This is a genomic window from Nocardiopsis akebiae (genome assembly GCF_018316795.1).
Classification (GTDB): domain Bacteria; phylum Actinomycetota; class Actinomycetes; order Streptosporangiales; family Streptosporangiaceae; genus Nocardiopsis; species Nocardiopsis dassonvillei.
On record NZ_CP074132.1, the window covers coordinates 2,465,171 to 2,490,842 of the forward strand.

Here is a 25,672-nt window from a genome sequence, read left to right on the forward strand (position 1 = left end):
GCGGGCACGTGAGCGGGCTCGCGGTGAGCGGCTACCTTCCGCTGCGCTACGTCCTGACCGACACCCTCGCCGTGCGCACCTCCTTCGACCCGCTGCGCGTGGACTCCGAGCACTCCGTCAGCGGCCGCGCCCAGCGCGGCATGCTCGCCGCCGCGCTGCGGCGCGCCGGTCTCGACCGCGAACTCCACGACTGGGTGGTCCGCGGCGAACAGGTGCGCTTCGCCCCCGCCCACCCCCTTCTGGAAACCGGGGCCGCCCACCCCGCCCCCGCCCATCTGTACACGCCGGGCAAGGACGGTGACACCACCGTCGACGCCTTCGGCCCGACCGACCCGGCCACGCCCTACCGCGCGGTCCGTGACCCCCTCACCCCGGACCGCTCCCTGCGCGCCGCCGTGCGCACCACCGCCGAGCAGTACCTCGGCCGCCCCCGCACCGGCGACGCGCCACGGGGCGTGCCCTTCCTCACCACCAGCATCGACCCCGGCCAGGTCTTCGAGGCCCGCTGGCAGCTGCGCGCCCCCGACCCCGCCGCCCTGCGCGAGCTGGCCGAACGCCTCGCCGCCTTCCTGGTCCGGGCCGACGGCACCCTCACCCTCGGCTCCGGGGGCACCCGGGCCCACGGCGGCGTCCGCGTGGCGCCCGCCGACCCCGACCGCCTCCTGTCACCCGACCGCGTCGAACCCTCCGGCCCCCGCTCCTGGGCCGCCGGGTCCCCCTTCGACCTGATCCTGCTCTCCCCGGCGCTGCTGGTGGGGGACGACGGCCAGTACCGTCCGGCGCACCTGGTGCCCGCCGTGCTCGACCTCCTGGCCCGGCGCCTGCCCGGCGCCCGGGCGCGCGTCCTCGCCGACCACGCCGAGGCCGGGCTCGTCGGCGCCTACCACCGCGGCTACCACGGCCCCATGGCCCAGCGCTGGGCCGCCCGACCCGGCGCTGTGGTCCGCCTGGTCCTGGACCGCGACCTGGACACCGAGCGGGTCCGCGACCTGGAGGCGCACCCCCTGGGCGAACGGGTCGTGGACGGCCACGGCCAGTTCACCCTGCTCCACCCGCCCCCTCCCGGCCCCGAACCCCTCGCCCCGCTGGCCGAACCCCTCGCGTACCGCCCGCCGGGCACCGTCGCCCTCCCCGACGGCCGCGCCGTCCCCGCCGCGGCGCCCCTCCCGGAGGAGGACGACCAGCTGCGCGCCCTGTACGACGCGCTCCTGTGGAACGCCGCCGCCCAGCCCGTCCGCGACCACGCACGCGCCCTGGTCCGCGACTCCGCCCGCCTGCTCGCCCCGCTCACCCCCGGCCTGTCGGGTCGCCTGCGCGAGGTCGCCGCCCACCCCCACTCCACCCCCGAGGACGCCCTGGCCGCCCTCGAACGCACCGTCCGCGGCCGCGCCCCCGGCCACACGGGCACGGCGGGCGCCCACAAGGTCCTGCACGACCGGGCCGCACGCGCCCTGGACCGGGCCCGTCTGGTCCGCCCGGGCCACGACCGCCCCGTCAGCGTCCGGTCCTGGCTGGCGGACCTGTCCGGCGGAGCCGAGGCCTGGTGGCGGGACAACCGGCCCCACCCCGTGCACAGCCCCGCCTACGCCCGGGCCGTCGCCGCCGTGGACCTCTCCCTGCCCGACGGCCTGCCCCCCGGCGGCCAAGGCCTGTCCGCCCGCGCCCGCGACTGGGAGCGCCGCGCCGCCGCACGCCTGTCCCTCGTCCTGGTCTCCTCCTGGCTGGCCGAGGCCGCCCGCCCGCCGCGCGCCGAGCAGGACGGGGGACGCCCCGGCGGGGGAGGCCCCGGGTGAGCGGCGAGCCAGTCCCGCCCGGGCTGCTCTGGGAGGTCACCCTGCGGCTGTGCCTGCTCTCCGACACCCACGTCGGAGCGGCCCGGGCCAGGCCCCGCCACGCCACCGGAAACGACGTGGACCTGCACGTGGACCGCGATCCGGTCACCGGCGCGCCCCGCCTGCGCGCCACCACCCTGGCCGGGCTGCTGCGCCACGAACTCGCGGCCCGCACGGGCGACCCCGACGACGTCCGCGCCCTCACGGGATCGGCGGAGTCCGGGGCCGAGCCGGGCACGCGGGGGGCCGCCGCGAGCGCGCTGGACGTGGACGACGCCCGCGCCGAACTCCCCGAGGACACCGCGGTCGCGGTCCGCACCGGCACCCGGGTGGACCCGGCCGCGGGCACCGTCCGGCCGGGCCGCGCGTGGCGGTGGGAGATCCTGCCCGCGGGCACCGTGTTCACCGCCCACCTGCGCCTGCACGTCCCCGCCCCGGCCGACGAGGCCCGCCTGCTCACCCTGCTGCTCCTGGCCTGCGACGGACTCTCCGGACCCGACGGGTCCGGGCCCGGCGTCCGCGTGGGCGCGCGCACCGGCCGCGGCTACGGCGCGGTCCGCGCCACCCACTGGTCGGCGCACCGCCACGACCTCACCGACGAGCGCGGCTGGTTCGCCTACCACGCGCGCTCCTGGGCCCGGCGCTGGCAGGAGGGCGCCGACGCGCTCGCCGACGCCCCCGCCGACCTGGCCACCGCCCTGGCCGAGGCCCTGCGCGCCTGCGGGCGCGGGGCCACCGCCGCGCACGCGCTCGCCCGCGCGCACCGGCCCGACCGCCGCCACCGCGCCGAACTCCACCTGACCCTGGCCGTCGCCGAGCAGCCCGACCCCACCGCCCCGCCGCCGCGCGAGCCCAGGCCCGGCCTGCTCATGGTCGGCGACGTCCCCGCCCCCGAACGCCTGGGCGAGGCGGACCGGGCGCACCGCCACCGCCCCGCCGTCACCGACCCGGACAAGGCCGCCGTCCAGCCCGCCCCGGTCCTGGGCGACACCGCACTGTTCGCCCTGTTCAAGAGGGTCGGCGGCCGACTGGTCCGGGACGCGGCCGAACACCTGGGCGCCGGGCCGGACCGGTGGCGCGACTGGCACGACCACTGGTGGGGCGCCGACACCGACCGGCGCGGCCTCCCGCGCCCCGCGCGGATCCGGCTGCGCACCGTCCCCGTGCTCACCGGAGGAGCGCCCCTGACCGCCACCCGGCTGACCGTGGACTCCCTCTTCGGCGACGCCGTGGACGGCCGCCTGTTCACCACCGACCTGCACTGCGGCGGCAGCGCCGAAGCGGTCCTGGACGTGCGCGAGCCCGACGACGCCGTGCGCGGCCTGCTCGCCCTCCTCGTGCGGGAGCTGGCCACGGTACCCTTCGACACCCTCGGCGCGGGCGCCGGGACCGGGAACGGGCGCCTGACCGCCACCCGCGCCCTTCTGACCACCCACCCCCCGGGCGGGGGGCCGCCGGACACGGTGGACCTGGTCACCGCCCTGTTCACACCCGACAGCGAAGACGCGGCCGCCGCCGGCGGCTGGCTGGCCGCCCTGCGCGCCGCGCTCGCCCCCGCGCCCACGACGGAGGAGCCCCGGTGAACCACGAGCCCCCGCGCCCGCACGGCCTGGCCGTGCGCCGCCTGACCGCCGCGCAGGTCGACGGAGTCCTCGACGACGTCTTCGTCCGCGGTCTCCGCTGCCGCCTGCTCGACACCGGCGTTCCGGGCGTGCCCGGCGCACCGGACCGGCCGCAGTGGCTGCTCGCCGAGCTCGGCGACGGCCGCGTCACCGGCGCCTGCCCGGGAGCGCGGTGGCACCGCTCGGACCAGCCGCCCACCGCCCACCTGTCGGCCGCGCCCCCGGGCCCCGCCGACAGCTGGCGCGTCCTGGAGGTCCTGGTGTTCGGTCCGCACGCGCAGATCCGGCTCGGGGAGGGCGCCGAGGCCGGGTGGATCAGCGCGGACGCCCCCGGCGACATCCCCGAGGAGCTGCGCCCGCGCGAGCGCTCCCTCCTCCTCCAGGGCTGGAACGGCCCCTCCTCCAGCCGCGTCCTGGCCGACGCGGGTCCCCTGTCGGTGACGCGGGAGCCCTCCGGCACACAGGCGGTGCTCCCGGTGGCGTGGACCGACTTCTCCGGCCGTCTCCGCCCCGTGCCCGGCGCCGGAACCGCCCTGGAGAGCACGGGCACCTGGCTGACGGTGCGCGAGTACTGGGCGCAGGACCCCGCGACCGGCGCGGTGGGCGTGGCCTTCCACCGGCTCACCGGGATGCGGTCGGGGGTCAAGCCGACCGGGCCCGAGTTCGACGTGGGCACCGGAGACGAGATCCGGCGGGAGGAACGGCCGTGGTGAGCCCCGGCGTGTGCGGCGGCGCACCGCGCCCGCGGGCGGGGCGGTTCCACGCCACCGCGCCCTACGGCCTGGTCAGGATCGCCGACACCCCCATGCCCGCCGCCGACCTGCACGGCGGCCTCCCCGCTGACGACCTGCTGCGCAGCCACGACCGCACCGTGGCGGGCACCCACTCGGGGTGGATCGACCTGACCCTGACCACGCTCACCCCCACCTTCGTGGGCCAGACCCTCGAACGCGGGCGCGTGAACGCCTCCACCCGCTTCCCGCACGGCGACCGCCACCTGCCCGCCGTCCCCGGCTCGACCCTGCGCGGTCTGGTCCGCAACACCGTGCGCATGCTCACCAGCGGGGAGACCGGCCCGGTCAACACCCCGATGCTGTTCTTCCGCGCGCCCGTGCGCATCGACCCCGACAGCGCAGACAGCGCTCTGTCCGCGCGCGCCCGCAGGGTCATGGCCCACCAGCACTCCCAGTACCGCAGGCGCCGGTCCGGACTGCGCACCAAGCAGGGGTTCCTGTTCCACTCGCCGCCCGACGGCCGCTGGTACGTGGTCGAGGTCCCCGCCACCGCCCTGTCGGGCGAGCCCGGCCAGGCGCTCAAGGTGCCCTTCACGGTCCTGCGCGAGAGCCTGCGCACCTGGGACTTCGGCGTCGACGACTTCCCCGACCCGCCTAAGAGCAACGCCTACGTCCCCACCACCCACGAACAGCACGGGCGCCTCCAGTACCGCTGGGTGCACGCCGTCCACCTGCCCGGGGAACGGCGCGTGGCCGCCGTCGCACCCACCGGGGAGGAGGCCCGCGCCTACCTGGACGCCCGAGCCGAGGGCGCCCGCGGTCTGGGCGGGGGAGGGGTGGTGCGGGCCCTGGTGGTCCTGACCGGGGTCGCCGCGGGCGAGCGCCGCAACGCCTACCTCTTCCCCCGGCCCGCCGACCTGTGCGCACGACTGCGCGTCCCGGAGGCCATGGTGGAGCTGTTCGAGTCGGCCGAGCAGGTCACCGGCTACCAGCGCGCCGCCTTCCCCGACACCCTGGGCACGGGCGCAGACGACCCCGTGCGCGAACCGGTCGCCGGGGCCGGCGGAGGGGGCCTGCCCCGGCGCGGGCTCGAACCGGTCTGGTTCGACCTCGACGCGTCCGGGGCGGTGGTCTCCTTCGGCCGCTCCGGCGGCTACCGCATCGCCGTCAGCGACGACAACCCGGTCCGCCGGGCCCTGCCCGCGCCCGTCCTGGGCCCCCAGCACGAAGACCCGGAAAGGGCCGCCCGGGCGGGACGCACGGTGGACGTGTGCCGGGCCCTGTTCGGCGACACCGACACCTTCGCGGGCGAGGCGGGGGCGTCCAAGGGCCGGGTGTCCTTCGGCAGCGCGCTGAGCACCGACCCCGACCCGGACTACCCCGACGGCGCGGCCCTGCGCGTGCAACTGCTCTCGCCCCAGCGCGGCTGCTTCGCCAACTACCTGCTCCAGGGGCCCGACGCCGCCTCGGGGGACCGGCCCGACATCATCACGTGGTCGCACGAGGGCCTGGTGCGGCTGGGCGGGTACAAGGTGTACCTGCACCGGCACCGCGCCGCCCCGGGCGGACCGGTGCGCTACGACGCCCGAACCCAGGAGGAGCTGGGGCTGACGGTGCTGGCGCCGGGGTCCCGGCCCGAACCTCCCCGCGACACCCAACGCGACGTCGTCCCCCTCCGGGACGGTCTCACCTTTCGCTCTCGCATCACCTTCACCAACCTCACCGACGGCGAACTCGGTGCGCTGCTGCGCGCCCTGCTGCTGGACAACCCCGTGGACGGGGGCGATCCCGCCGACCCCGAGCACGCGCACAAGATCGGCATGGGCAAGTCGCTGGGCATGGGCAGCGTCCACCTGCGCCCGGAGCTGTACCTGGTGGACCGGCGCGCCCGCGCGCTGTCCCTGGACCCGGGCGCCGGGGTCGTGCGCGCCGGGCGGGAGCGGGTCCGGGGGTTCCTGGACGCGTTCGGCGCCGCCCTGGCGGCCAGGCGCCTGCCGGGCGAACCAGCGCCGGAGCGCTGGCGGGAGGTGGACCAGGCGGTGGACGTGTGCCTGGCCAGCCGGTGGCGCGGCCGCCTGCCCTGGGAGGCGACCGCGGTGATGTCGCTGCGCGAGTTCGCCGAGTACCCGGTGCTGCCCCCGCTCACCCGGCGGTTCCGCGACGCCGGGAGGCCCGGAGGCGGGTGAGGCACCGCGCGGCGGCGTGCCGGTGGCCGCCCCGTCCGCCCTCTTCCCGGGGTCCGCCGGGTGAGCGCGTCCCCTCACGGGCGTCCGTCGACGGCTTCGGCCAGCGCCTCCAGAAGGTCCGCCCGCAGGTCGGGGTCCTCCTGTGCCCCCGTCCACAGCGCCGGGGCGGGCTCCTGCTCCAGCAGCGCGCACAGCAGGGCGTCGAGCGCGCCCGGGGGGTCGGCCTCGAACTCCTCCCGCGCCTCCTGGGCGCGCTCCGTCAGCTCCCGGGCGGTGCGCTCCAGCCAGGCGCGCTCCGACGCGTCCAGCACCTCGCGCCGCCGCGAGGCGTCCCCCTCGGGTTCGGGGGCGTCGGGGACGGGGGAGTAGGGCGCGCTGCGCGCCCGCCCCCGCGCCTGCTGCACCAGCCGGAAGTGGAGAGGCATGTCCACCGCCATCCTGCCCAGCACGCCGGTGAGCCTGCGGGCGACGTCCTCGCCGCTCATGCCGGGCAGCAGGCCGCGCAGCAGCAGGCGGCGCCGCTGGTCGGGGGTGCGGCCGGCGTCCGCGTCGCGCCCGGAGGCCAGTTCGGCCAGCTTGCGCAGCAGGTAGTCGCCGGTGGCGGTGGAGACCATGGGCGGTTCCCCGGACGCGGTCAGCGCGCGTCCGCGCAGATCGGCGACGGGCACGGCGCTGCCGTCCTCGGTGAAGGAGACCGTCTCGCCCGGGTGCACGTCCTCGGGCAGGTCGGCGGCGGGGTTGCCCCAGCCCGCGGTGAGCACCAGCATGGCCAACGCCTCCTGGTCGACCACGTCCGCGGCGACCCGGGCCACGTCGCGGCGCTGCGCCCAGCGGCGCGGGCGCTCGGAGAACGCGCAGCGCACCCGGCCGTCGGAGGAGGCCTGCGGGTAGACGCGGCGCAGGTTCTTGTAGGAGCGGTCCCGGCGCACGTCGTCCAGGGCGTCGCGCAGCCGGTGGGCGGCGGTGCGGTCGACGGCGTTGCCGTCGGGCGCGGCGCGGCGCATGCGCACGGCGACGACGCCCTCGGGGTCGCCTCCGTGCACCGGGCACGGGCAGTGCTCGGCGCACAGGTCGACATAGTCGCCGAACTGTTCGGAGTGACCCGAGCAGCCCTGCGCGGTTCCGTCCGCGGAGCACGGCCCGCACCCCAGGACGCGCGTGAAGGCGCGCAGGAAGGCGGCGGAGCCGAACAACTCCCAGGCGGAGCAGTGGTGCGTGCTCACGAACTCTTCTCCCCGGTGGTCCGGGGCCGGGACGCTTCCCCAGCCCTCCGGGAAAGCGCGTGAGAGAACGCGAGACCTCAGGTGACACCCCCGCGTCAACGGGAGGTCACCTATCAAATTAGGCCCGTCGAGAGGGAAATGTCAATTGCCGGACCCCTGTACCAAGCAGTGCGGATTCCTATAAACAAGTACAAAATGGATATCAGCAACATTGGGCTCATTATTCACGGGTTTTTCGGTCCGGAGCCTTCTCCGGAGGGCTCGCGCTGTGTCCGAGAGACTGCGGTGAGGGCGCGGCGCCGCCGGACCCGGCGGTCAGTCCGGTCGGCGGGGAAGCGAGAGGAACGGAGGTCGCCGGATGCGGGTGGTCAACCTGACGCCGCATGTGGTGACAGTCGTGGACGAGAGGTCGCGCGTCATCCGGCGCTGGCCCGGGTGCGCCCGACCGGCCCGGGTGGAGGCAGTCCGCGTACCCGTGGGCCTGGAGGTCGCCGGGGTCCCGCTGATGGCCGAGGAGCGCACCCGGGCCGACCTCCCCGAACCGCAGGAGGGCGTGTGGTTCATCGTCTCCTCCGTGGTCGTCTCCGCGCACCCCGAACGGCGCGACCTGCTCGTCCCCTCCGACCTCGTGCGCGACCGCAGCGGCGTGGTCACCGCCTGCCGGTCCTTCGTCGTCAGCGGCGCCCCGGTGCGGCTCGGCCCCCGTCCACGGGACGCGGGGGCGGTGCCCGAGGAGGCGGTGGGCGCCTAAGGTCTGTTCTTTGGACCGGTCTCGGCTTGCGGGGGTCGGTTCGGGCGCCCACGGGGTTCCGGAGGTGCCGGAGGCGGGTTCCCGTGGGGGGAACCGCGCCGTAGGCGTCGGTTGAGGGTGGTGGCGGGCGACGGGTGGGACGAAGGGGAGCGGAAGGTCCAAAAACACCGCCTAGGAGCGTCACCGGTGTGACGCGAGCGCTCCTGACCCGTGACCGGAGCGAAGCGGCGCCGCCGACTCCGGACACTGGAGAAACGGGGTCCCACCGCATAGCGTGGTCGTCCGACGCCCCCTCCCGGAAAACAGGACGCCGTGGACAGCCCCCGTGCCGCCGTCGTGCTCGTCGGACAGAACCCCACCCCCGCGCTGCTGTCCTCGCTCACCCTGCGCGCCGACCACCTGGCCCTGGTCGCCAGTGACGGAACCCGGCCGCTGGCCCGGCGCGTCGCCGCCGCCGTGGAGCGCCTGGCCCGCCCCGAGTCGGTGAGCGTGGTGAGCGTGGGGCCCGACCCGCACGACTTCGGCCCGGTCACCGACACCCTGGCCGCCCTGCACCGCGCCAACGGCGGCCAGCCCTGGTACCTGGACTACACCGGCGGCACCAAGGTGATGAGCGTGGCCGCGGCCCTGCTGCACGAGCGGCTCCTGCCGACGGACCGGCACCCCGGCTCCCGCCGCTGGCGCCACTACCTGGACGCGGTCAACGACCGGCTGCGCACCGCCGACGGCTCCCATCCGGGGCGCCCGCTGGTCAGCGACGGCGTCGACCTGCGCACCCTCGCCGCGATCCACGGCGCCCGCTGGCTGGAGGACCGCGACCCCGAACCCGTGCGCCTCTTCGTCCAAGGCGGACGCCAGGCCCTCCAGGCGCGCTTTCCCGACCTGTCCCCGGCCGTGCGGCGCGGCGTCGTCGCCGAGGGCCGGGTCCTGTCCCACCTGCTGCGCCACACGCGCCGCCGGTCCGACACCGAGGTCGTCGGGGCACGCCAGGTCGCCGACCCCCGCCACCCCGGGGGTTCGGTCGCCGACTTCGACGCCGTCCTGCGCCACCGCCACCGCGTGCTGTGCGTGGAGGCCAAGACCCGCCCCGAGGACGTCGTCGCACGGGCCGGGTGGACGGTGGCCAAGGCCCGCCGCGTCTTCGGCACCGCGGTCCAGGTGCTGTTCGTCCACTCCGGGCCCGCGGTCCCCGGGCTGCGCGAACGCGTCACCGCCTACAACCCGGCCCTGTCCGCCCGCAGTGTGCACGTGTGGAGCCTGGAGGACCTGCTGTCCCGGCTGACGTCGTTCGAGGACATCCGCGGGGCGTTCTTCCCGGGCCTGGCCTCGTCCGACACGGACGCGACCCCGAGGCCGGCCCGGGGGACCGGACCGGCACCGGGAGCCGGTCCGAACGGAGCCCCGGGCCCCGGACGCCGCCCTCCGCCGCCGGAGGCCCCCGGCCCCCCGCCGCCCGGCCGCCACCCCGGGCCGAAGGACGGGCCCGTCCTGGTCACCTCCCTGGGCGGCAGCCGCCTGGGCACCCTCACCGCGGTGCACGCCCACCGGCCCGCCCGCACCCTGGTCCTGCCCTCCAGACAGAGCGTGCGCGACCGGATGCGCGACTCCGCCTCCCGGACCCTGTACGCCGTCGAGCACCCCGGAGCCCCGCCCGCCGACGCCGCCCTGCTCAGGGAGGCCGGGTACCGCGACCGGGTCCGCTTCACCCCCGATCCCGTGGACGGCTCCGACGCCGACGCGGTCGCCGCCGCCGCCCAGGACTGGATCGTCCGCGAACAGCGGGCCGACCCGCCGCCCCCGGTCGTCGCCGACATCACGACCGGCACCAAGGCGATGAGTCTGGGACTGGCCCTGGCCGCCCGCCGCACGGGCGCCTGCGCCGCCTACCAGCTGGCGCGCAGGCGGACCGTGGTCTGCCTGACCCACGGCGAGCTGCCCCTGCGGGGCCGCGCCAGCGTCGACTGGCACCTGGTCCTGCCCGGGTACACGCCGCTGCCCGGCGCGGGGGACGGGGACGGCTCCCTGACCGGGAACGCCTGCCGGGCGGCCCGCACCCAGGTGGACACCGTCCTGCTCGACGCCGCCCGCGCCGCCCTCGTGCGCGCGGCCAGCGGTCCGGTCCTGGTGTGGATGGACGCCTCCCTCACCGACCCCGAGGAGTGCCTGACCGCCCAGGAGCGGCCCAGCCTGGTGCTCACCTTCGACGACCGCGCGGTGGGCCTGACCGCGCCCGGCTGGCTGCGGCGACGCGGTCCCGGCGGGGAGGCGCGCGAGGTGGGCCGGGGCGCGTGGGCGCAGAGCGTGTTCGCCGCCACCGCCCACCTCGGCACCCGCTGCGACGTGGCGGGAACGGTGGTCGCCCTGACCCGGCCGGGAGGCGACGTCAGCCGCGCGGTCGAACTCGTGGACTGGATCTCCCACGCCGACCCGTCACCGCGCGGCGGGCCCGGGCGGATCGCCTTCGGCGACCCCCTGCGCCCCCTCGTGGCCGTCGCCTCCCCCGACGCCCTGCCCGCGCTGCTCGACACCGACGTCAGCCTGCTCTGACCCGCCCCGGTCATTCGGCCTGACCGTCTTTTTGCACGTCGGCGGACCCGTTCCGTAGGTTGCGCGCACCCTCGCCGGGCAGGATGGGAGGGCAGGCGGACCGGGACGCGGGAACGGAGTCGGCGGTGCGGTGCGGCGTGGGTGCCCACGGGCTCGGTGGGCTCATGGCGGTGGTGCTGGCCGCAGCCTGCTCTCCTGTCGCCGACGACCCCTTCCTCGGCCAGGACGTCGCCTGGCGGCCCTGCCACGAGAGCGGGCGGACCACCGAACCGGTCGGCCGCGACACCCAACCGGAGTGGCTGGAGAGCCTGGAGTGCGGCACGGTCACGGTCCCCCTGGACCACGACGAGCCCGGCGGCGCGACCCTGGACATCGCCCTGGTCCGCGCGCCCGCCAGCGGCCCGCCGCAGGAGCGCCTGGGCTCCCTGGTCGTCAACCCGGGCGGCCCCGGGGCCTCCGGGGTTCGGGCCCTGGACTCGCCCCTGTTCGGCGACGACGTCCGCGCCGCCTTCGACCTCGTCTCCTTCGACCCGCGCGGAGTCGGGGACAGCGGCGGCTTCGCCTGCGGGGACCGGTACGCCCTGGTCGAGGCACGCCAGGACGTGGCCGGGACCGACCCCGGCGACCTGGGCGCCGCCGAACTCCAACCCCTGGAGGACGCCGCCCGCAGGTACGCCCAGGACTGCGCGCGGACCGTGGGGGAGGAGTTCCTGGCCCGCCTCGGCACCGTCCACGTAGCCCGCGACCTCGACATCGTCCGCGACGCCCTGGGCGAGGAACGGCTGAACTTCGTCGGCCGCTCCTACGGCGCCCACCTCGGCGCCCTCTACGCCCACCTGTACCCCGACCGCGTCCGGGCGGCGGTCCTGGACGGCGCCGCGGCGCCGGGCACCTCCAACGCGCGGGCCGCCGTCGAGCAGGTCGCCGCCCTCCAGAACACCTGGAACGCGTTCGTGGCGCACTGCGCCCGCGACGCGGCCTGCCCGTTCGCCGGAGCGGACCGCGCGCCCGGCTCCGGCGGCTCCGGAGCCCTCAGCGAGGCCGACGTCCGGGCGGCCGCGCTCCTGCGCGGCCTCGACCGCGTCCCAGCCGAGGCCGAGGGGATCCCGGTGGACGGGCGCACACTGACGGCCATGGTCGTCATGGAGCTGTACCGCGAGGACGGCTGGGACCTGCTCGCCGACGTGTTCACCGCCCTCGCCGGAGACGACGCCGAGGCGACCGGACTCCACCTCGGCCGGCTCTACGACCGCACCTTCGGCGCGTACGCGCGGGCGGGCTCCGGCGAGGCCGTACCGGGAACGGAGCACCGGGACCCCGGCGCGGTGTTCACCGCGGTGAACTGCGCCGACCGCGCCGACCCGGTGACCGTGGAGGCCTACCGCGACGCAGCCGACGAGGCGGCCGACCTCGCCCCGCTCTTCGGCCCCGACCCGGTGTGGGACCACCTGCCCTGCGCGTACTGGCCCGAGACGGGTGAGGCCCCCGCGGCGACCGCGCCGGACGCGCCCCCGATCGTGGTCGTGGGCACCGTCGGCGACCCCGCCACCCCCTACGCCTGGGCCGAGGACCTGTCCGAACGGATGGAGACCGCCACCCTGGTCACCTACGAGGGGGCCGGACACACCGTCTACGGCACCGGCCGCAGCCCGTGCGTGGACGGGGCGGTGGACGCCTACCTGCTCACCGGCCGGGTCCCCGGACCCGGGCTCACCTGCCCCGGCTCCCCGGACTGAGGCGCACGGAACCGCGCCCACGTCCACCCGAGCCCGTGTACGCGGCCCGGCGCGTACACTCCAGTCATGGCCGATACGCGCGCGGTGGAGCAGGGTCCGTTCCGGACCGCTCTCCTCCTGGGCTCGGCGACCGCGGCCTCCTCGACCGTCAGCCTGTCGACCTCCGCCCTCCCGGCGACGCCCCGCACCGGCCTCACGGCCCTGCACGGCCACGGTTAGCGACCTCTCCACGTAGTTCCGGCCGCCCCCGGAGGCGGTCGCGCCCCCGACTTCCCGTGTCCCGCGGTTCGTCACCCTCCGCGCGCACCGCGCCCCTCTCCGCCTCCGTCCGAGCCCCGTCGTGCCGGACCGGGGCGTTCTCTCCCGAGTCCCGCAGCACTCTCCACGCCAGCCGGCCCCGTCGGCTGCGCCCGCGGGTGCGGCCGTACCCACGGCGTCGGCCGCGCCCCTTTCGAAGGGACCTCCAGTGAAGCTGAGCGAACTGCTGTACGACCACGACCACCAGGTAATGCACGGGGACCAGGACACACCGATCACCTCGGGGCCGTGCCTGGACGCCGTCCGCGTGACTCCCGGTTCGCTCTACATCGCCCTGCCCGGACACCGCGAGGGCGGTCCCGAGGCGCTGGGGGAGGCGCTCGCCCGCGGGGCCGCCGCGGTGCTCGTCGAGGGCCCGGATCCGGCCGCGGAGCGGCCGTCGGACACCGGCGCGTGCGTGGTTCGGGTACCGGACGCGCGGATCGCGGCGGCACTGGTCTCCGTGCGCTACCACGGCGAACCGGGGCGCGCCATGGACGTGGTCGCCGTCACCGGCACCAACGGCAAGACGTCGGTGTCGTCCATGTACGAGTCGCTGCTGACGCTCTCCGCGGGTGCCCGGGTGGGGGTCGTCGGGACCTCCGGGGCCCGGGTCGGCGGCGAACCGATCCCCATGCCGAGGTCCGTGCTGAGCACGCCCGAGTCACCGGACCTCCAGTACCTGCTGGCGTGTATGCGCGACCGGGGCGGCGACAGCGTCGTGCTGGAGGCGACGTCGATGGGACTGCTGAACCACAGGGTGGACGGCGCCTTCGTCGACGTCGGGATCTTCACCAACCTGACCCAGGACCACCTGGACGACCACGGCACCATGGAGAACTACACCAGGGCGAAGATGCTCCTGTTCCAGGGCATGTGCCGACGCGCCGTGGTCAACGCCGACGACCCCGTGGGCGCCGCGATCCCGGCCCTGATGCCCGGCGCCGTGACCACCTACGCCGTCGACGCGGACGCGGACTACCGTGCGACCGATCTGGTCGTCGACGCCTCGGGAACGCGGTTCGTCCTGCACCACGACGGCCACAAGTACCCGGCGGCGATCCCCGTCCCGGGCCGGTTCTCGGTGTCCAACGCGCTGGCCGCTGTGGCGGCCTGCCACGTCCTGGGCCACGACCTGGGCGCACTGGTGGACGCCCTCGACCGGATGCCGCAGATCCCGGGCCGGTTCGAGCACTTCGGCACACCCGAGGGGGTCTCCGTCATCGTGGACTACGCCCACTCGCCCGACTCGCTGGACAAGGTCCTGTGCACGATCCGCGGATTCGCGCCGCGCCGGGTGCTCACCGTCTTCGGCTGCGGCGGCGACCGGGACACCACCAAACGCGCCCGGATGGGCGAGATCGCGGCCACCTACTCCGACCTGTGCGTCCTCACCTCGGACAATCCCCGTTACGAGGACCCGGAGGCGATCATGGACCAGGTCGCCCCGGGCATCGAGTCGGTCGGCGCACCATTCACACGGGTGGGCGACCGGCGCGGGGCCATCGCCCTCGCGCTGTCCTCGGCCGAGCCGGGCGACGTCGTCCTGGTCGCGGGCAAGGGCAGCGAGACCCACCAGAGCGTCGGCGGCGACCTCGTTCCCTTCGACGACATGACGGTCGTGCACGAGCTCGCCCGCGCCTGAGACCGCTTCCCCCCGCGCGGGCGTCCCGGAGGAGACACCGCCCGGCGGGCGAACGGCCGCCGCACGCACGACCGCCCCGGCCGGATCCGGCCGGGGCGGTCGTCGGTGTCGAGGCGGACTACAGCTTCGAGGCCGCCGCCTCGTCCACCCAGAACACGGTCCGCTCCGCGCCGCGCGCACCGGCCACGGGGGCCTCGTCCACGCCGCCCCCGGCCAAGCCCAGCCGCACGGCCTCGGCCTTGCCCTCGCCCGAGGCCAGCACCCACACCTCGCGGGCCGTGCGGATCGACGGCAGCGTCAGGGTGATCCGCCGCGGCGGGGGCTTGGGCGAGTCGTGCACCGCGGCCACCGACGCCTCGTCCTCGCGCACTTCCGGCAGACCGGGGAAGAGCGAGGCCACGTGCGCGTCCGGGCCCACGCCCAGCAGGCACACGTCGAACACGGGAACCGGCCCCTGGGCCCGCGCGGCCACCGCCAGCTCCCGGCCGTAGCGGGTGGCGGCGTGCTCGACGTGGTCGCCGTCCATCCCGTCGGAGGCGGGCATCGGGTGCACGTTGTGCGCGGGCACCGGAACCGCGTCGATCAGCGCCGCGCACGCCTGGGTCTCGTTGCGCTCGGGGTCCTTGTCCGGCAGGAAGCGCTCGTCACCCCACCACAGGTGCACGTGCGACCAGCTGATCCCGGCCTCCAGGGCGTGGTCGCGCACCGCCTCCAGGGCGCGGATGCCGATCCCTCCACCGGTCAGCACCAGGTGGAAGTCGCGCTTGTCCGCCTCGGCCTGGACGATCATGTTCACCAGCTTCAACGCGACGCTGTCGGCCAGCGCCCCAGCGTCGGAGTGGCGGACGATCTCCGGTTCGCTCATCCTCGTGCTCCGCTTCCGGAGAGCAGCGGCTCCAGGTGCCGGGCCGCGCTCTCGTAGATCTCGTCGGGGTCCAGACGGCGCAGCTCCTCGGCCAGGGCCCCGGAGGCGGCGCGCCGCGACAGGGCCACCGTCTGGTCGGGCTGGCCGAACCGCGACAGCGTGGCCACCCGGCCGTCCACCCGGGAGAGCGTGATGTCCCCCTGGTCGGTGGTCAGGCGGACCTCGGTCAGGCCGGGGCCGTGCGAGGTCTCGCGGGTCACCGGCACGTCCAGCCGGTCCGACAGCCACGCGGCCAGCAGTTCGGCGCTCGGGTAGTGCGACTCGGCCGTCACACTGGCCGAGGTCACCCACCCGCAGGGCTGGTCCATGGCGCTGGCCAGCAGCGAGCGCCACGGCGTCAGCCGGGTCCAGGTCAGGTCGGTGTCGCCCGGGCTGTAGTGGGACACCCGCTCCAGCAGGTCGCTCACCGGGTCCGGTGCGCGCAGCGCGTCGGTGATCCGGCGCTGGGCCAGGCGGCCGATGGGGTCGGCCGCCGGGTTGGCCGGTCCCACGCCCGGCCACCACACCACCACCGGCGCCTCGGGCACCAGCAGCGGGGTGACCACCGAGTCCGCGTGCTCGCCCAGCGGCCCGTACAGCCGCAGCAGCACCGCCTCGCCGGGGCCCGAGGTGCCAGGGCGGCGGATCTCGGCGTCGATGGCCGGTTCGGCGTCGGGGTCGCGCCGCACCAGCGCCACCACGCGCGAGGGGTGCTCGCGGCCCGCCTCGGTAGCGGCGCGCACCGCGTCGTAGTGGTCGGCCTCGTCGGTGACGATGACCAGGGTCAGGACCATGTTCATGGCACCGCCGCCCACGCTGAGCCGCTCGGCCATGAGCGCCTCGGCGATCTTCGAGGTCGTGGTGCGCGGCAGGTAGAGCGTCATCGGTTCCTCCCGGCGGGGTCGTGGCTGGTCACGGGCGCCGCCACTGGCGTCCGTCCCTGGAGAGCAGCTGCTCGGCCGACTCCGGGCCCCAGGTGCCCGAGCCGTACTGCTCGGGCTGGCCCGCCTTGGCCCAGTACTCCTCGACCGGGTCCAGGATCCGCCAGGACAGCTCGACCTCCTCCTGGCGCGGGAACAGCGGCGGGTCGCCGATGAGCACGTCCAGGATGAGCCGCTCGTAGGCCTCGGGGCTGGCCTCGGTGAAGGACTGCCCGTAGGCGAAGTCCATGCTCACGTCGCGGACCTCCATGCTGGCCCCGGGCACCTTGGAGCCGAAGCGCAGCGTCACGCCCTCGTCCGGCTGGATGCGCAGCACCAGGGCGTTCTGCCCCACCTCGCTGACGTCGGTGCGCGGGAACAGCTGCTGCGGAGCGGCCTGGAACACCAGCGCCACCTCCGTCACCCTGCGGCCCAGCCGCTTGCCGGTGCGCAGGTAGAAGGGCACGCCCGACCAGCGCCGGGTGTCCACCGACAGCTTCAGCGCCGCGTAGGTCTCGGTCACCGAGTCGGAGGGGATGCCCTCCTCCTCCAGGTAGCCGCGCACCGCCGCGCCGCCCTGCCAGCCCGCCGCGTACTGGCCGCGCGCGGTGCCCGTGGACAGGTCCTCGGGCAGCGACACCGACGCCAGCACCTTCTCCTTCTCCGCACGCAGCGCGTCCGCGCTGTAGGAGATTGGCTCCTCCATCGCGACCAGGGCCAGCAGCTGGAGGAGGTGGTTCTGGATGACGTCGCGGGCCGCGCCGATCCCGTCGTAGTAGCCCGCCCGGCCGCCCACGCCGATGTCCTCGGCCATGGTGATCTGCACGTGGTCCACGTAGCTGCGGTTCCACAGCGGCTCGAAGAGGGTGTTGGCGAAGCGCAGGGCCAGGATGTTCTGGACCGTCTCCTTGCCCAGGTAGTGGTCGATGCGGAACACCGACGAGGGCGGGAACACGTCGTCCACCACCGCGTTGAGGTCCCGGGCGCTCTCCAGGTCGTGGCCGAAGGGCTTCTCGATCACCACCCGCCGCCACGGGCGGATCCCGCCCTCGGAGACCTGGTCCTCCTCGGGTTCGGCCAGGCCGCTCCGCTTGAGCTGCTTGACCACGGTGGGGAACAGCTTGGGCGGCAGCGACAGGTAGAACGCGTAGTTGCCGCCGGTGCCGCGCTCGGCGTCCAGGGTGCGCACGCAGTCGGCCAGGCGGTCGAACGCGTCGTCGTCGTGCAGTTCGCCCTGGACGAACCGGACGCCCTCGCTGAGCTGGCGCCACACGTCCTCGCGGAACGGGGTGCGCGCGTGCTCGCGCACCGCCTGGTAGGCCTCGTCGGCGAAGTCCTGGTCCTCCCAGTCCCGGCGGGCGAACCCCACCAGGCCGAAGCCCGGCGGCAGCAGTCCCCGGTTGGCCAGGTCGTAGATGGCCGGCAGGAGCTTCTTGCGGGCCAGGTCGCCCGTGACGCCGAAGAGCACCAGCACGCTGGGTCCGGCGATACGGGGCAGTCTGCGGTCCAGGGCGTTGCGGAGCGGGTTGGGTACCGCTCCCGGCATCACCGGTTCTTTCAAGTTCCCGTCTTTCCTGTCGAGAGTGGCCGGTGGGAGGCTGGGCGCCGCCCCCGCCGGGGCAGGCGGGTGGGGACGGGCGGGAAAGGCGCGGCCGTCCCGTCGCCGGGACGGCCGCGCGGCTCAGGACAGCTTGTCGAGCTTGGCCGAGAGCGCGCTCAGCAGGCTCTCCCAGGACTTGACGAACTTGTCCACGCCCTCGTCCTCCAGCACGGCGAACACGTCGGTCAGGTTGACCCCGGCGTTCTCCAGCGCCGCGAAGTCGGCGCGGGCCTGCTCGTAGGTGCCCAGCACGGTGTTGCCGGTGATCTCGCCGTGGTCGGCGGTGGCCTCCAGCGTGGCCTCCGGCATCGTGTTGACGGTGTCGCGCGCCACCAGCTGCGTGACGTAGAGGGTGTCCTCGTAGGAGGGGTCCTTCACACCGGTGGAGGCCCACAGCGGCCGCTGCGGCGTGGCGCCGTGCTCCTCCAGGGCCTTCCACTCGGGGGAGGCGAAGACCTCCTGGTGGGCCTCGTAGGCCAGGCGGGCGTTGGCCAGGGCGGCGCGGCCCAGCAGGGACAGCGCCTCGTCGGTGCCGATCTCCTTCAGGCGCTTGTCCACCTCGGTGTCCACGCGGCTGACGAAGAACGAGGCCACCGACTGGATGCGGGACAGGTCGTGGCCGTTGGCGCGGGCCAGCTCCATGCCCTCCAGGAAGGCGTCCATCACCTGGCGGTAGCGCTCCAGGGAGAAGATCAGCGTGACGTTGACGCTGATGCCCTCGCCCAGCACCCGCGTGATCGCGGGCAGGCCCGCGGCCGTGGCCGGGATCTTGACCATCAGGTTGGGCCGGTCCACCATCCACCACAGCGCCTTGGCCTCGGCGGCCGTGCGCTCGGTGTCGCCGGCCAGGCGCGGGTCCACCTCCAGGGAGACGCGCCCGTCCACGCGGTCGGTGGAGTCGTAGACCGGGCGCAGGGTGTCCGCGGCCCAGCGGATGTCGTAGGTGGTGATCATGCGCACCGCCTCCTCCACCGACACGCCCCGCACGGCCAGCTCGTGGACCTGCTGGTCGTAGGCGTCGCCCTCGGCGAGCGCCTTGTCGAAGATGGTGGGGTTGGAGGTGACGCCGACCACGTGGCGGGTCGACATCAGCTCGGACAGGTTGCCCGAGCGCAGCCGCTCGCGGCTGATGTCGTCGATCCAGACGGCCACGCCCGCCTGGGACAGGTCGCGGAGTGCGTTGCTCATGGGTTCTTCCGCCTTCCTGGGGGCGGAGCGCCGCCCCCGGTCACACACGTCAGAGGAGGACGGGCCCCGCCGGGATCCTCCGGCGGGGCCCGCCGGGGTCAGCTGCCGGCCTTGGCGATGCTCTTGCGGGCCGCCTCGACGACCGCCTCGGTCGTGAAGCCGAACTTCTCGTACAGGACCTGGTACGGGGCGGAGGCGCCGTAGTGCTCCAGGCTCACCGACTCGCCGGCGTCGCCGACGTACTCGCGCCAGCCCAGGGCGATCCCGGCCTCCACCGACACGCGGGCGCGCACGGAGGAGGGCAGCACCTGCTCGCGGTACTCCTCGCTCTGGCGCTCGAACCACTCCACGCACGTCATGGACACCACGCGGGTGGGCGTGCCCGCCTCCTGGAGCGCCTTGCGGGCGTCCAGGGCGATCTGCACCTCGCTGCCGGTGGCCATGATGATCACCTCGGGGGCCTCCCCGTCGGCCTCGGCCAGCACGTAGCCGCCCTTGACCGCGCCCTCGGCCGAGGCGTACTCCTCGCGGTCCAGGACGGGCAGGTTCTGGCGGGTCAGCGCCAGCGCGGACGGGCGGTCGCCCCGCTCGACGACCTCGCGCCACACCACGGCGGTCTCGTTCGCGTCGGCCGGGCGGATCACGTCCAGCCCGTAGATGGCGCGCAGCGCCCACAGGTGCTCGACCGGCTGGTGGGTGGGGCCGTCCTCGCCCAGGCCGATGGAGTCGTGCGTCCACACGTAGGTGACCGGCAGCTGCATGATGGCGGCCAGCCGGACCGCGGGGCGCATGTAGTCGCTGAAGACGAGGAAGGTGCCGCCGTAGGGCCGGGTCGGGCCGTGCAGGGCCATGCCGTTGAGGATGGAGCCCATGCCGTGCTCGCGCACGCCGAAGTGCAGCACGCGCCCGTAGGGGCTGCCCGGGAACATCTCGCTGGCGCGGTCGAAGGGCAGGAAGGACGGCTCGCCCTTGGGCGTGGTGTTGTTGGACCCGGCCAGGTCGGCCGAGCCGCCCCACAGCTCGGGCAGCAGCGGCGCCAGGGCCGAGAGCACCTCGCCGCTGGCCTTGCGGGTGGCCATGCCCTTCTCGCTGGCCTCGAAGGTCGGCAGGGCCTTCTCCCAGCCCTCGGGCAGCCTCTTCTCGACCAGGCGGTCGAACAGTTCGGCGTGCTCCCCGGCGCTGTCGTGCCAGGCCCTGAACTCCACCTCCCAGGCGGCGCGGGCCTCGCGGCCCCGGTCCACGGCGCGGCGGGTGTGCTCGATCACCGCGTCCTCGACGCCGAAGGGCTCGTCGGGCAGGCCGAGGATCGCCTTGGTGGCGGAGATCTCGTCGGCGCCGATGGCCGCGCCGTGGATGGCGCCGGTGTTCTGCTTGTTGGGCGCGGGCCATCCGATGACGGTGCGCAGGCGGATGAAGGTCGGGCGCTCGGTCTCGGCCTTGCCGCGCAAGATCGCCTGGTACAGGGCCTCGACGTCTTCGACGTACTCGCCGGTGGCGCTCCAGTCGACCTCCTCCACGTGCCAGCCGTAGGCGCGGTAGCGCTCGGCGACGTCCTCGGAGTGCGCGATGCGGGTGTCGTCCTCGATGGAGATCCGGTTGTCGTCCCAGATCATGATGAGGTTGCCCAGCTGCTGGGTCCCGGCCAGGGCGCTGGCCTCGTGGCTCACGCCCTCCTGGACGTCTCCGTCGGAGCAGAAGGCGTAGATGTGGTGGTCGAAGGGGCTGGCGCCCGGACCGGCCTCGGGGTTGAACAGGCCGCGCTCACGGCGGGCGGCCATGGCCATGCCGACCGCGTTGCCCACGCCCTGGCCCAGCGGGCCGGTGGTGGTCTCCACCCCCGGCGTGTGGCTGAACTCGGGGTGGCCGGGCGTGCGGCTGCCCCACTGGCGCAGGCTCTTGAGGTCGTCCAGTTCGAGCCCGTATCCGGCGAGGTAAAGCTGGATGTACAGGGTGAGGCTGGAGTGGCCGATCGACAGCACGAAGCGGTCCCGGCCCGTCCACTCCGGGTCCGAGGGGTCGTGGCGCATGATCTTCTGGAAGAGCAGGTAGGCGGCTGGCGCCAGGCTCATCGCGGTGCCGGGGTGTCCGTTACCCGACTTCTCGACCGCGTCCATCGCCAGGGCCCGGACCGTGTTGACGGCGCGGAGGTCGAGGTCCGACCACTCCAGGGTTTGCGGGGTGTGGGCGTTCACGGACTTGCGTTCTCCTTCTCGGGCACCCCCCGCGCCCGGCGGCCGGAGCGCGGGGTGTGTCGGTTGCGTTCGTTCTCGAACCGCCGCCGGAACCGGGGCGGCCCGCCGTGCGGGCGGGGCCGAGTACGGCGGGAACGCGCACCCGCTGCTGTTCAGGGCACGGACGCGGCGTCCCCGGGCGACGGTCGCCGCGGGCTGGGTACCACGACGGATTCGGCCACGATCGAGCCTATCGTCCGCTACCCGGGATGTCGTTGCCCGACACCTCTGATTACCGGCCGGTAGGGGTGTGGGAACCGCCTCTCGGGCGAATCCGGGCGGCGCGGACACCGGCGGCCGAGCCGCGGGGCGGGGGCCGCGGGCGGTGCGTGGCGGGCTGGAAGCGCATCGGGGCCTGTGCGACCCTTCAGTACACCCGGCGGACCACCGCGCGCATCCGGGCCCGAGGACCAGCGGTTTTCCTTGTGAGGGGGCTGGTCTCAGGCGCGCGTGAGGAAGTACTACAGTATGTCGTTGACGGGGTTTCCGCCGATCCAGACGCTTTGTCGGTCCGCCGGCCCCCGCGTGGCGAGCAGTGTCGAAACCCCTAGAGTTGTCGAGGTATCCGCGTGTCTGAAACCGAGCCGGTGGCCCCCGGGGGGACGCGAGAGAACCGTCCGGCCGTGAGGACCGGGTACTGATGGCCCTCACCAACCGCGCCCCGCGGACGAACCCGCACGGCGACCAGCCCCAGACCCCCCGCGGGGCCTCGCTGGGCGCCCACGTCCGCGCCTACGTCGCCCTTTCCAAGCCCCGCGTCATCGAGCTGCTGCTCATCACCACCATCCCGGTGATGTTCGTCGCGGCCGGGGGAGTGCCGCCGCTGTGGACCGCGGTCGCCACCCTGGTGTTCGGCACCATGTCGGCGGCCAGCGCGAACGCGATGAACTGCTACATCGACCGCGACATCGACCGTGAGATGCGTCGCACCCGCCAGCGCCCCGGCGCGATGGACCTGGTCACCCCGCGCGGAGCCCTCGTCTACGGCCTGGTGCTGGCCGTCGGCTCCACCGTCGGGTTCGCCCTCCTGGTGAACGTGCTCTCGGCCGTGCTGTCGGTCTTCGCGATCCTGTTCTACATCTTCGTGTACACGCTGCTGCTCAAGCGGCGCACCGCGCAGAACGTGGTGTGGGGCGGCATCGCCGGGTGCATGCCGGTGCTCATCGGCTGGGCCGCGGTGACCAACAGCCTGGACTGGGCCCCGTTCGTGCTGTTCCTGGTGGTGTTCTTCTGGACGCCGCCGCACACCTGGACGCTGGCCATGCGCTACAAGGAGGACTACGCCCAGGCCAAGGTGCCGATGCTGCCCGTGGTCGCCACCGACCGCCGGGTGCTGCTGGAGTGCGTGCTCTACAGCTGGGCCACCGCGGTCGTGTCGGTGCTGTTCTGGCCGGTGGCGGGCACCACCTGGTTCTACGGCGCGGTCGCCGTCGCACTGGGCGCGCTGCTGATCGTCCAGGCGCACCGCCTGCTCAACCGCTCCCGCGCGGGCGTGACCGGCGCGCAGCTCAAGACGATGGGCTTCTTCCACCTGTCCAACGCCTACCTGGCGCTGCTGTTCGTGGCGGTCACCGTCGACCCCCTGATCGCGGGCGTCCTGGGCTGAGGCCGCCGGCCTTCCGCGGGCGGCGCTCCGGCGCGGGTGCCGCCCGCGGAAGGCCGGGCCGCCGCCGGTCGGGGCCCGTGCGCTCCTCCCCGCGGTCGGCCGGGGGCGAAAGCCGTGGTCGGCCCGGTTCCCGCTACGATCGGTGCCCATGCCCCGTCTCGACAGCAAGGCCATCCTCCAGGGCCGACGCTCGCGCTACTCGATGACCCTCATCCTGGGCACCACCGTCAGCGTGGTCTGCATGATCGGGATGCTGGTCTACCTGTGGCTGCTCGCCCTGGCCGGGGGAGCGGCCGCCGGGATCGACGGAGGACTCGGCTTCGCCGTCAGCCTCGTCGCCGCGGTCATCCCCGTGTGCATCCTCGTGCCGCTCATCCTCATGCTCGACCGGATCGAGCCCGAGCCCGGATGGGTGCTGTTCTTCGCCTTCGCCTGGGGCGCGGGCGTGGCCGTGGTGGTCTCCCTGCTGCTCAACAGCTGGGGCCTGGCCCACGTCACGGTGCCGTTGTTCGGCCGCGACCTGGGCGACTTCCTGGGCACGTCGGCGGTGGCGCCGCTGGTGGAGGAGAGCGCCAAGGGCGTGGTGCTGCTGATCCTGCTCTGGCGGCGCCGCCACGAGCTGGACACCTTCACCGACGGGGTGATCTACGCGGGGATGGTCGCCACCGGCTTCGCCTTCACCGAGAACATCCTGTACTTCCTCAGCGCGTTCTTCGACGGCACCCTGGTGGCCACCTTCGCCATCCGGGGGCTGATCGCCCCGTTCGGGCACCCGGTCTACACCGCGATGATCGGCATCGGCGTGGCCTACGCCGCCATGCGCTCCGGAGCCCTGCGCCTGCTGGCCCCCGCCGCCGGGTGGGCCGCGGCGGTGCTGCTGCACGGCATGTGGAACGGGTCCACCTACTTCGGCTGGTCCGGTCTGGCCGTCGCCTACATGGTGCTCTTCGGCGTACTCATGGCGATCCTGGCGCTGGCGACCCGCGACCGCCACCGGCAGATCGGCGCGATCGCCCGGTACCTGCCGCCCTACGTCTCCACAGGCCTGGTCAGCCCGGCTGACATCGCCATGCTCAGCTCACTTCAGGGGCGCCGCCGGGCCCGGGAGTGGGCGGCGCGCAACGCCGGCCGCAGGGGCCGCGAGGCGATGCGCGAGTACCAGCTCGCCGCCACCGAGCTCGCGCTCCTGCACCGCAGGCTGGACGCCGGGCTGCCCGCGCCCGCCTGGAAGGTCCACCGGGACTCGTTCCTGGCGCTGATGCACGTGGCCCGGGACACCTTCCTGGGGCGGATGCCCCAGCCGGTCGCCCCGGGCTGGGCGGAGAGCCCCACCGACTCCGGCTTCCTGCGCCGGGCCGACTTCGCGCACGTCATCGCCCAGGCGCGGGCACAACAGGACTACGTTCCCCGTCACGGTCCGCAGGGTCCTCGCTGAGCTCCTGGCCCGGCGGCACCAGGCGCGTGGTGGAGAAGTACAGGCGGCAGATCGCGACCCAGGTCAGGGCTGAGCCCAGAACGTGCAGGACCACCAGGGCCTCGGGGAGTTCCAGGGCGTACTGGGTGTAGCCCACGACGCCCTGGAGGACGACGGTCACAAGCAGGAACACGCTGCTCACGCGGACCGGACGCCGGGCGCCGCCGCGGAAGGCGATGACGGTGACCAGCACGGCCCCGGCCGTGGTGAGCCAGGCCAGCGCGGAGTGCAGGCGGGTGACCGCCGCCAGGTCGAACCCCCAGCGGGGGGCCGCGGCGTCGCCGCCGTGCGGGCCGGTGCCGGTGACGATGGTCCCGGCGACCAGCAGGACGAAGCCGACCACGACCAGGCCGATGCTCAGGGCGTGCAGCATGGGTCCCGCGGACACCTGCGGCTTTCCCTCGGGCTCCTGGCAGCGCACGTACAGGGCGACCGTGACGAAGACCATCACCATGGACAGCAGGAAGTGCGCGGCCACCGAGGCGGGGTGCAGGTCGGTCCACACGGTGATGCCGCCGACCACGCCCTGGCCCAGGACGCCGAACGGCACGATGACGGCCAGCCGGACCAGATCGGGGCGGCGCGGGCTCATCCGCATGACCGCGATGAAGGTGATGACGGCGACCGCCAGCACGACGAAGGTGAGCGTCCGGTTGCCGAACTCGATGGCGGCGTTGAGCGCGGCGTGCCCGGTGTCGATGGGCACGAAGCTCTCCGGCGTGCACCTGGGCCACTCCGAGCAGCCCAGGCCCGAGGAGGTGACGCGGACGGTGGCGCCGGTGACGGCGATCCCCGCGTTGACCACGATGTTGCCGAGCGCCCAGGCCCGCAGCGACCGCTGCGTGGGCGTCCAGATCGTGCGCGCGAGCAGCACCAGAGCGAGCACTCCGGCGGTCGCTACGGCGATCTGCCAGCCCCACAGGGGGAATCCGAGAAGGGAGATGTCCTCCGCCGCGAGCGGGGGGACCGAGTTCGCGGCCAGCACCGCGGAGGCCGGGGAAACAGACATACGACAGACTGTAGTACATCGTCGCGGGGGTCGGTGTCCGCCCCCCGCGACGTCTCCCACCTGCGTCGACGCCGTCGTCGGACACGGGGGAGGGGGCGCCCGCGTGTGGACGCCCCCTCCGCGACGGCGGGGTCCGAATCTCCCGATCGGCCCGATCCCGGGGCTCG

At 74.8% G+C, this 25,672-nt stretch carries 18 protein-coding genes; 11 read left to right on the forward strand and 7 right to left on the reverse strand.

Annotated elements, in window-relative coordinates; genetic code table 11:
• Window positions 1-8 precede the first annotated feature (8 nt).
• From KGD83_RS10660 to KGD83_RS10675, 4 genes are read left to right on the forward strand one after another with little or no spacing between them, the layout of a single operon-like run.
• Complete coding sequence (locus tag KGD83_RS10660; RefSeq protein WP_212643622.1) at window positions 9-1,793, forward strand: hypothetical protein; 1,785 nt, start codon at window positions 9-11, stop codon at window positions 1,791-1,793.
• The gene (locus tag KGD83_RS10665) at window positions 1,790-3,415 is read left to right on the forward strand and encodes an RAMP superfamily CRISPR-associated protein (RefSeq protein WP_212643623.1); all 1,626 of its coding nucleotides are present in this window, start codon (window positions 1,790-1,792) and stop codon (window positions 3,413-3,415) included. The genes KGD83_RS10660 and KGD83_RS10665 overlap by 4 nt, the downstream gene beginning before the upstream one ends.
• The gene (locus KGD83_RS10670; protein ID WP_212643624.1) at window positions 3,412-4,167 is read left to right on the forward strand and encodes a hypothetical protein; all 756 of its coding nucleotides are present in this window, start codon (window positions 3,412-3,414) and stop codon (window positions 4,165-4,167) included. Before KGD83_RS10665 ends, KGD83_RS10670 begins: the two co-directional genes overlap by 4 nt.
• Window positions 4,161-6,374 (forward strand): TIGR03986 family type III CRISPR-associated RAMP protein, encoded by a 2,214-nt coding sequence (locus KGD83_RS10675; protein ID WP_212643625.1) that lies wholly within the window; start codon window positions 4,161-4,163, stop codon window positions 6,372-6,374. Before KGD83_RS10670 ends, KGD83_RS10675 begins: the two co-directional genes overlap by 7 nt.
• A 74-nt stretch (window positions 6,375-6,448) precedes the next feature.
• Here KGD83_RS10675 and KGD83_RS10680 read toward each other — a convergent pair whose 3' ends face one another.
• Complete coding sequence (locus KGD83_RS10680) at window positions 6,449-7,597, reverse strand: hypothetical protein (RefSeq protein WP_212643626.1); 1,149 nt, start codon at window positions 7,595-7,597, stop codon at window positions 6,449-6,451.
• A gap of 358 nt (window positions 7,598-7,955) precedes the next feature.
• Between KGD83_RS10680 and KGD83_RS10685 the strand changes: the two genes are divergently transcribed.
• The 5 genes from KGD83_RS10685 (at window position 7,956) to KGD83_RS10705 (ending at window position 14,573) form a co-directional block, all read left to right on the forward strand.
• Window positions 7,956-8,348 (forward strand): hypothetical protein, encoded by a 393-nt coding sequence (locus tag KGD83_RS10685; protein ID WP_212643627.1) that lies wholly within the window; start codon window positions 7,956-7,958, stop codon window positions 8,346-8,348.
• A 312-nt stretch (window positions 8,349-8,660) separates the two neighbouring features.
• Window positions 8,661-10,895 carry a PDDEXK family nuclease gene (locus KGD83_RS10690; RefSeq protein WP_212643628.1) on the forward strand — a complete coding sequence of 745 codons (2,235 nt, stop codon included), beginning with the start codon at window positions 8,661-8,663 and terminating at the stop codon, window positions 10,893-10,895.
• 164 nt (window positions 10,896-11,059) lie between these two features.
• Window positions 11,060-12,631, forward strand: a complete 1,572-nt coding sequence (locus KGD83_RS10695; RefSeq protein ID WP_212644369.1) for an alpha/beta hydrolase — start codon at window positions 11,060-11,062, stop codon at window positions 12,629-12,631.
• A gap of 66 nt (window positions 12,632-12,697) precedes the next feature.
• Window positions 12,698-12,850, forward strand: a complete 153-nt coding sequence (locus tag KGD83_RS10700; RefSeq protein WP_212643629.1) for a hypothetical protein — start codon at window positions 12,698-12,700, stop codon at window positions 12,848-12,850.
• Window positions 12,851-13,097: 247 nt separating this feature from the next.
• Window positions 13,098-14,573, forward strand: a complete 1,476-nt coding sequence (locus KGD83_RS10705) for a UDP-N-acetylmuramoyl-L-alanyl-D-glutamate--2,6-diaminopimelate ligase (RefSeq protein WP_212643630.1) — start codon at window positions 13,098-13,100, stop codon at window positions 14,571-14,573.
• A gap of 118 nt (window positions 14,574-14,691) precedes the next feature.
• Here KGD83_RS10705 and pgl read toward each other — a convergent pair whose 3' ends face one another.
• The 5 genes from pgl to tkt all read right to left on the reverse strand — a co-directional run bounded on the left by pgl (window position 14,692) and on the right by tkt (window position 21,377).
• Window positions 14,692-15,438, reverse strand: coding sequence for a 6-phosphogluconolactonase (gene pgl, locus KGD83_RS10710; RefSeq protein WP_212643631.1), 747 nt, complete (start codon window positions 15,436-15,438; stop codon window positions 14,692-14,694).
• On the reverse strand, window positions 15,435-16,361 hold the full coding sequence (locus KGD83_RS10715) for a glucose-6-phosphate dehydrogenase assembly protein OpcA (RefSeq protein WP_212643632.1): 927 nt from the start codon (window positions 16,359-16,361) through the stop codon (window positions 15,435-15,437). Before KGD83_RS10715 ends, pgl begins: the two co-directional genes overlap by 4 nt.
• Window positions 16,362-16,389: 28 nt before the next feature.
• Window positions 16,390-17,943, reverse strand: coding sequence for a glucose-6-phosphate dehydrogenase (gene zwf / locus KGD83_RS10720; RefSeq protein ID WP_212643633.1), 1,554 nt, complete (start codon window positions 17,941-17,943; stop codon window positions 16,390-16,392).
• Between the two features lie 135 nt (window positions 17,944-18,078).
• Complete coding sequence (gene tal / locus KGD83_RS10725) at window positions 18,079-19,185, reverse strand: transaldolase (RefSeq protein WP_212643634.1); 1,107 nt, start codon at window positions 19,183-19,185, stop codon at window positions 18,079-18,081.
• Window positions 19,186-19,283: 98 nt separating this feature from the next.
• Window positions 19,284-21,377: a transketolase gene (gene tkt / locus KGD83_RS10730; RefSeq protein ID WP_212643635.1), complete on the reverse strand. Its 2,094-nt coding sequence runs from the start codon at window positions 21,375-21,377 to the stop codon at window positions 19,284-19,286.
• Window positions 21,378-22,056: 679 nt separating this feature from the next.
• On the opposite strand from tkt, the gene KGD83_RS10735 reads away from it, so the two are divergent.
• Both KGD83_RS10735 and KGD83_RS10740 read left to right on the forward strand, forming a co-directional pair.
• A complete protein-coding gene (locus KGD83_RS10735) occupies window positions 22,057-23,022 on the forward strand; it encodes a heme o synthase (RefSeq protein WP_212643636.1) in 966 nt (321 codons plus the stop codon).
• Between the two features lie 148 nt (window positions 23,023-23,170).
• Window positions 23,171-24,457: a PrsW family intramembrane metalloprotease gene (locus tag KGD83_RS10740; protein ID WP_212643637.1), complete on the forward strand. Its 1,287-nt coding sequence runs from the start codon at window positions 23,171-23,173 to the stop codon at window positions 24,455-24,457.
• Here the strand turns inward: KGD83_RS10740 and KGD83_RS10745 are convergent.
• A complete protein-coding gene (locus tag KGD83_RS10745) occupies window positions 24,393-25,505 on the reverse strand; it encodes a COX15/CtaA family protein (RefSeq protein ID WP_212643638.1) in 1,113 nt (370 codons plus the stop codon). The genes KGD83_RS10740 and KGD83_RS10745 overlap by 65 nt on opposite strands.
• Window positions 25,506-25,672 lie beyond the last annotated feature (167 nt).

Coding starts and splice junctions, on each gene's coding strand:
- KGD83_RS10685 (WP_212643627.1), top strand. CDS start 7,956: ATGCGGGTGGTCAACCTGACGCCGCATGTGGTGACAGTCGTGGACGAG.
- KGD83_RS10695 (WP_212644369.1), top strand. CDS start 11,060: ATGGCGGTGGTGCTGGCCGCAGCCTGCTCTCCTGTCGCCGACGACCCC.
- KGD83_RS10700 (WP_212643629.1), top strand. CDS start 12,698: ATGGCCGATACGCGCGCGGTGGAGCAGGGTCCGTTCCGGACCGCTCTC.
- pgl (WP_212643631.1), bottom strand. CDS start 15,438: ATGAGCGAACCGGAGATCGTCCGCCACTCCGACGCTGGGGCGCTGGCC.
- KGD83_RS10715 (WP_212643632.1), bottom strand. CDS start 16,361: ATGACGCTCTACCTGCCGCGCACCACGACCTCGAAGATCGCCGAGGCG.
- zwf (WP_212643633.1), bottom strand. CDS start 17,943: ATGCCGGGAGCGGTACCCAACCCGCTCCGCAACGCCCTGGACCGCAGA.
- tal (WP_212643634.1), bottom strand. CDS start 19,185: ATGAGCAACGCACTCCGCGACCTGTCCCAGGCGGGCGTGGCCGTCTGG.
- KGD83_RS10735 (WP_212643636.1), top strand. CDS start 22,057: ATGGCCCTCACCAACCGCGCCCCGCGGACGAACCCGCACGGCGACCAG.
- KGD83_RS10740 (WP_212643637.1), top strand. CDS start 23,171: ATGCCCCGTCTCGACAGCAAGGCCATCCTCCAGGGCCGACGCTCGCGC.
- KGD83_RS10745 (WP_212643638.1), bottom strand. CDS start 25,505: ATGTCTGTTTCCCCGGCCTCCGCGGTGCTGGCCGCGAACTCGGTCCCC.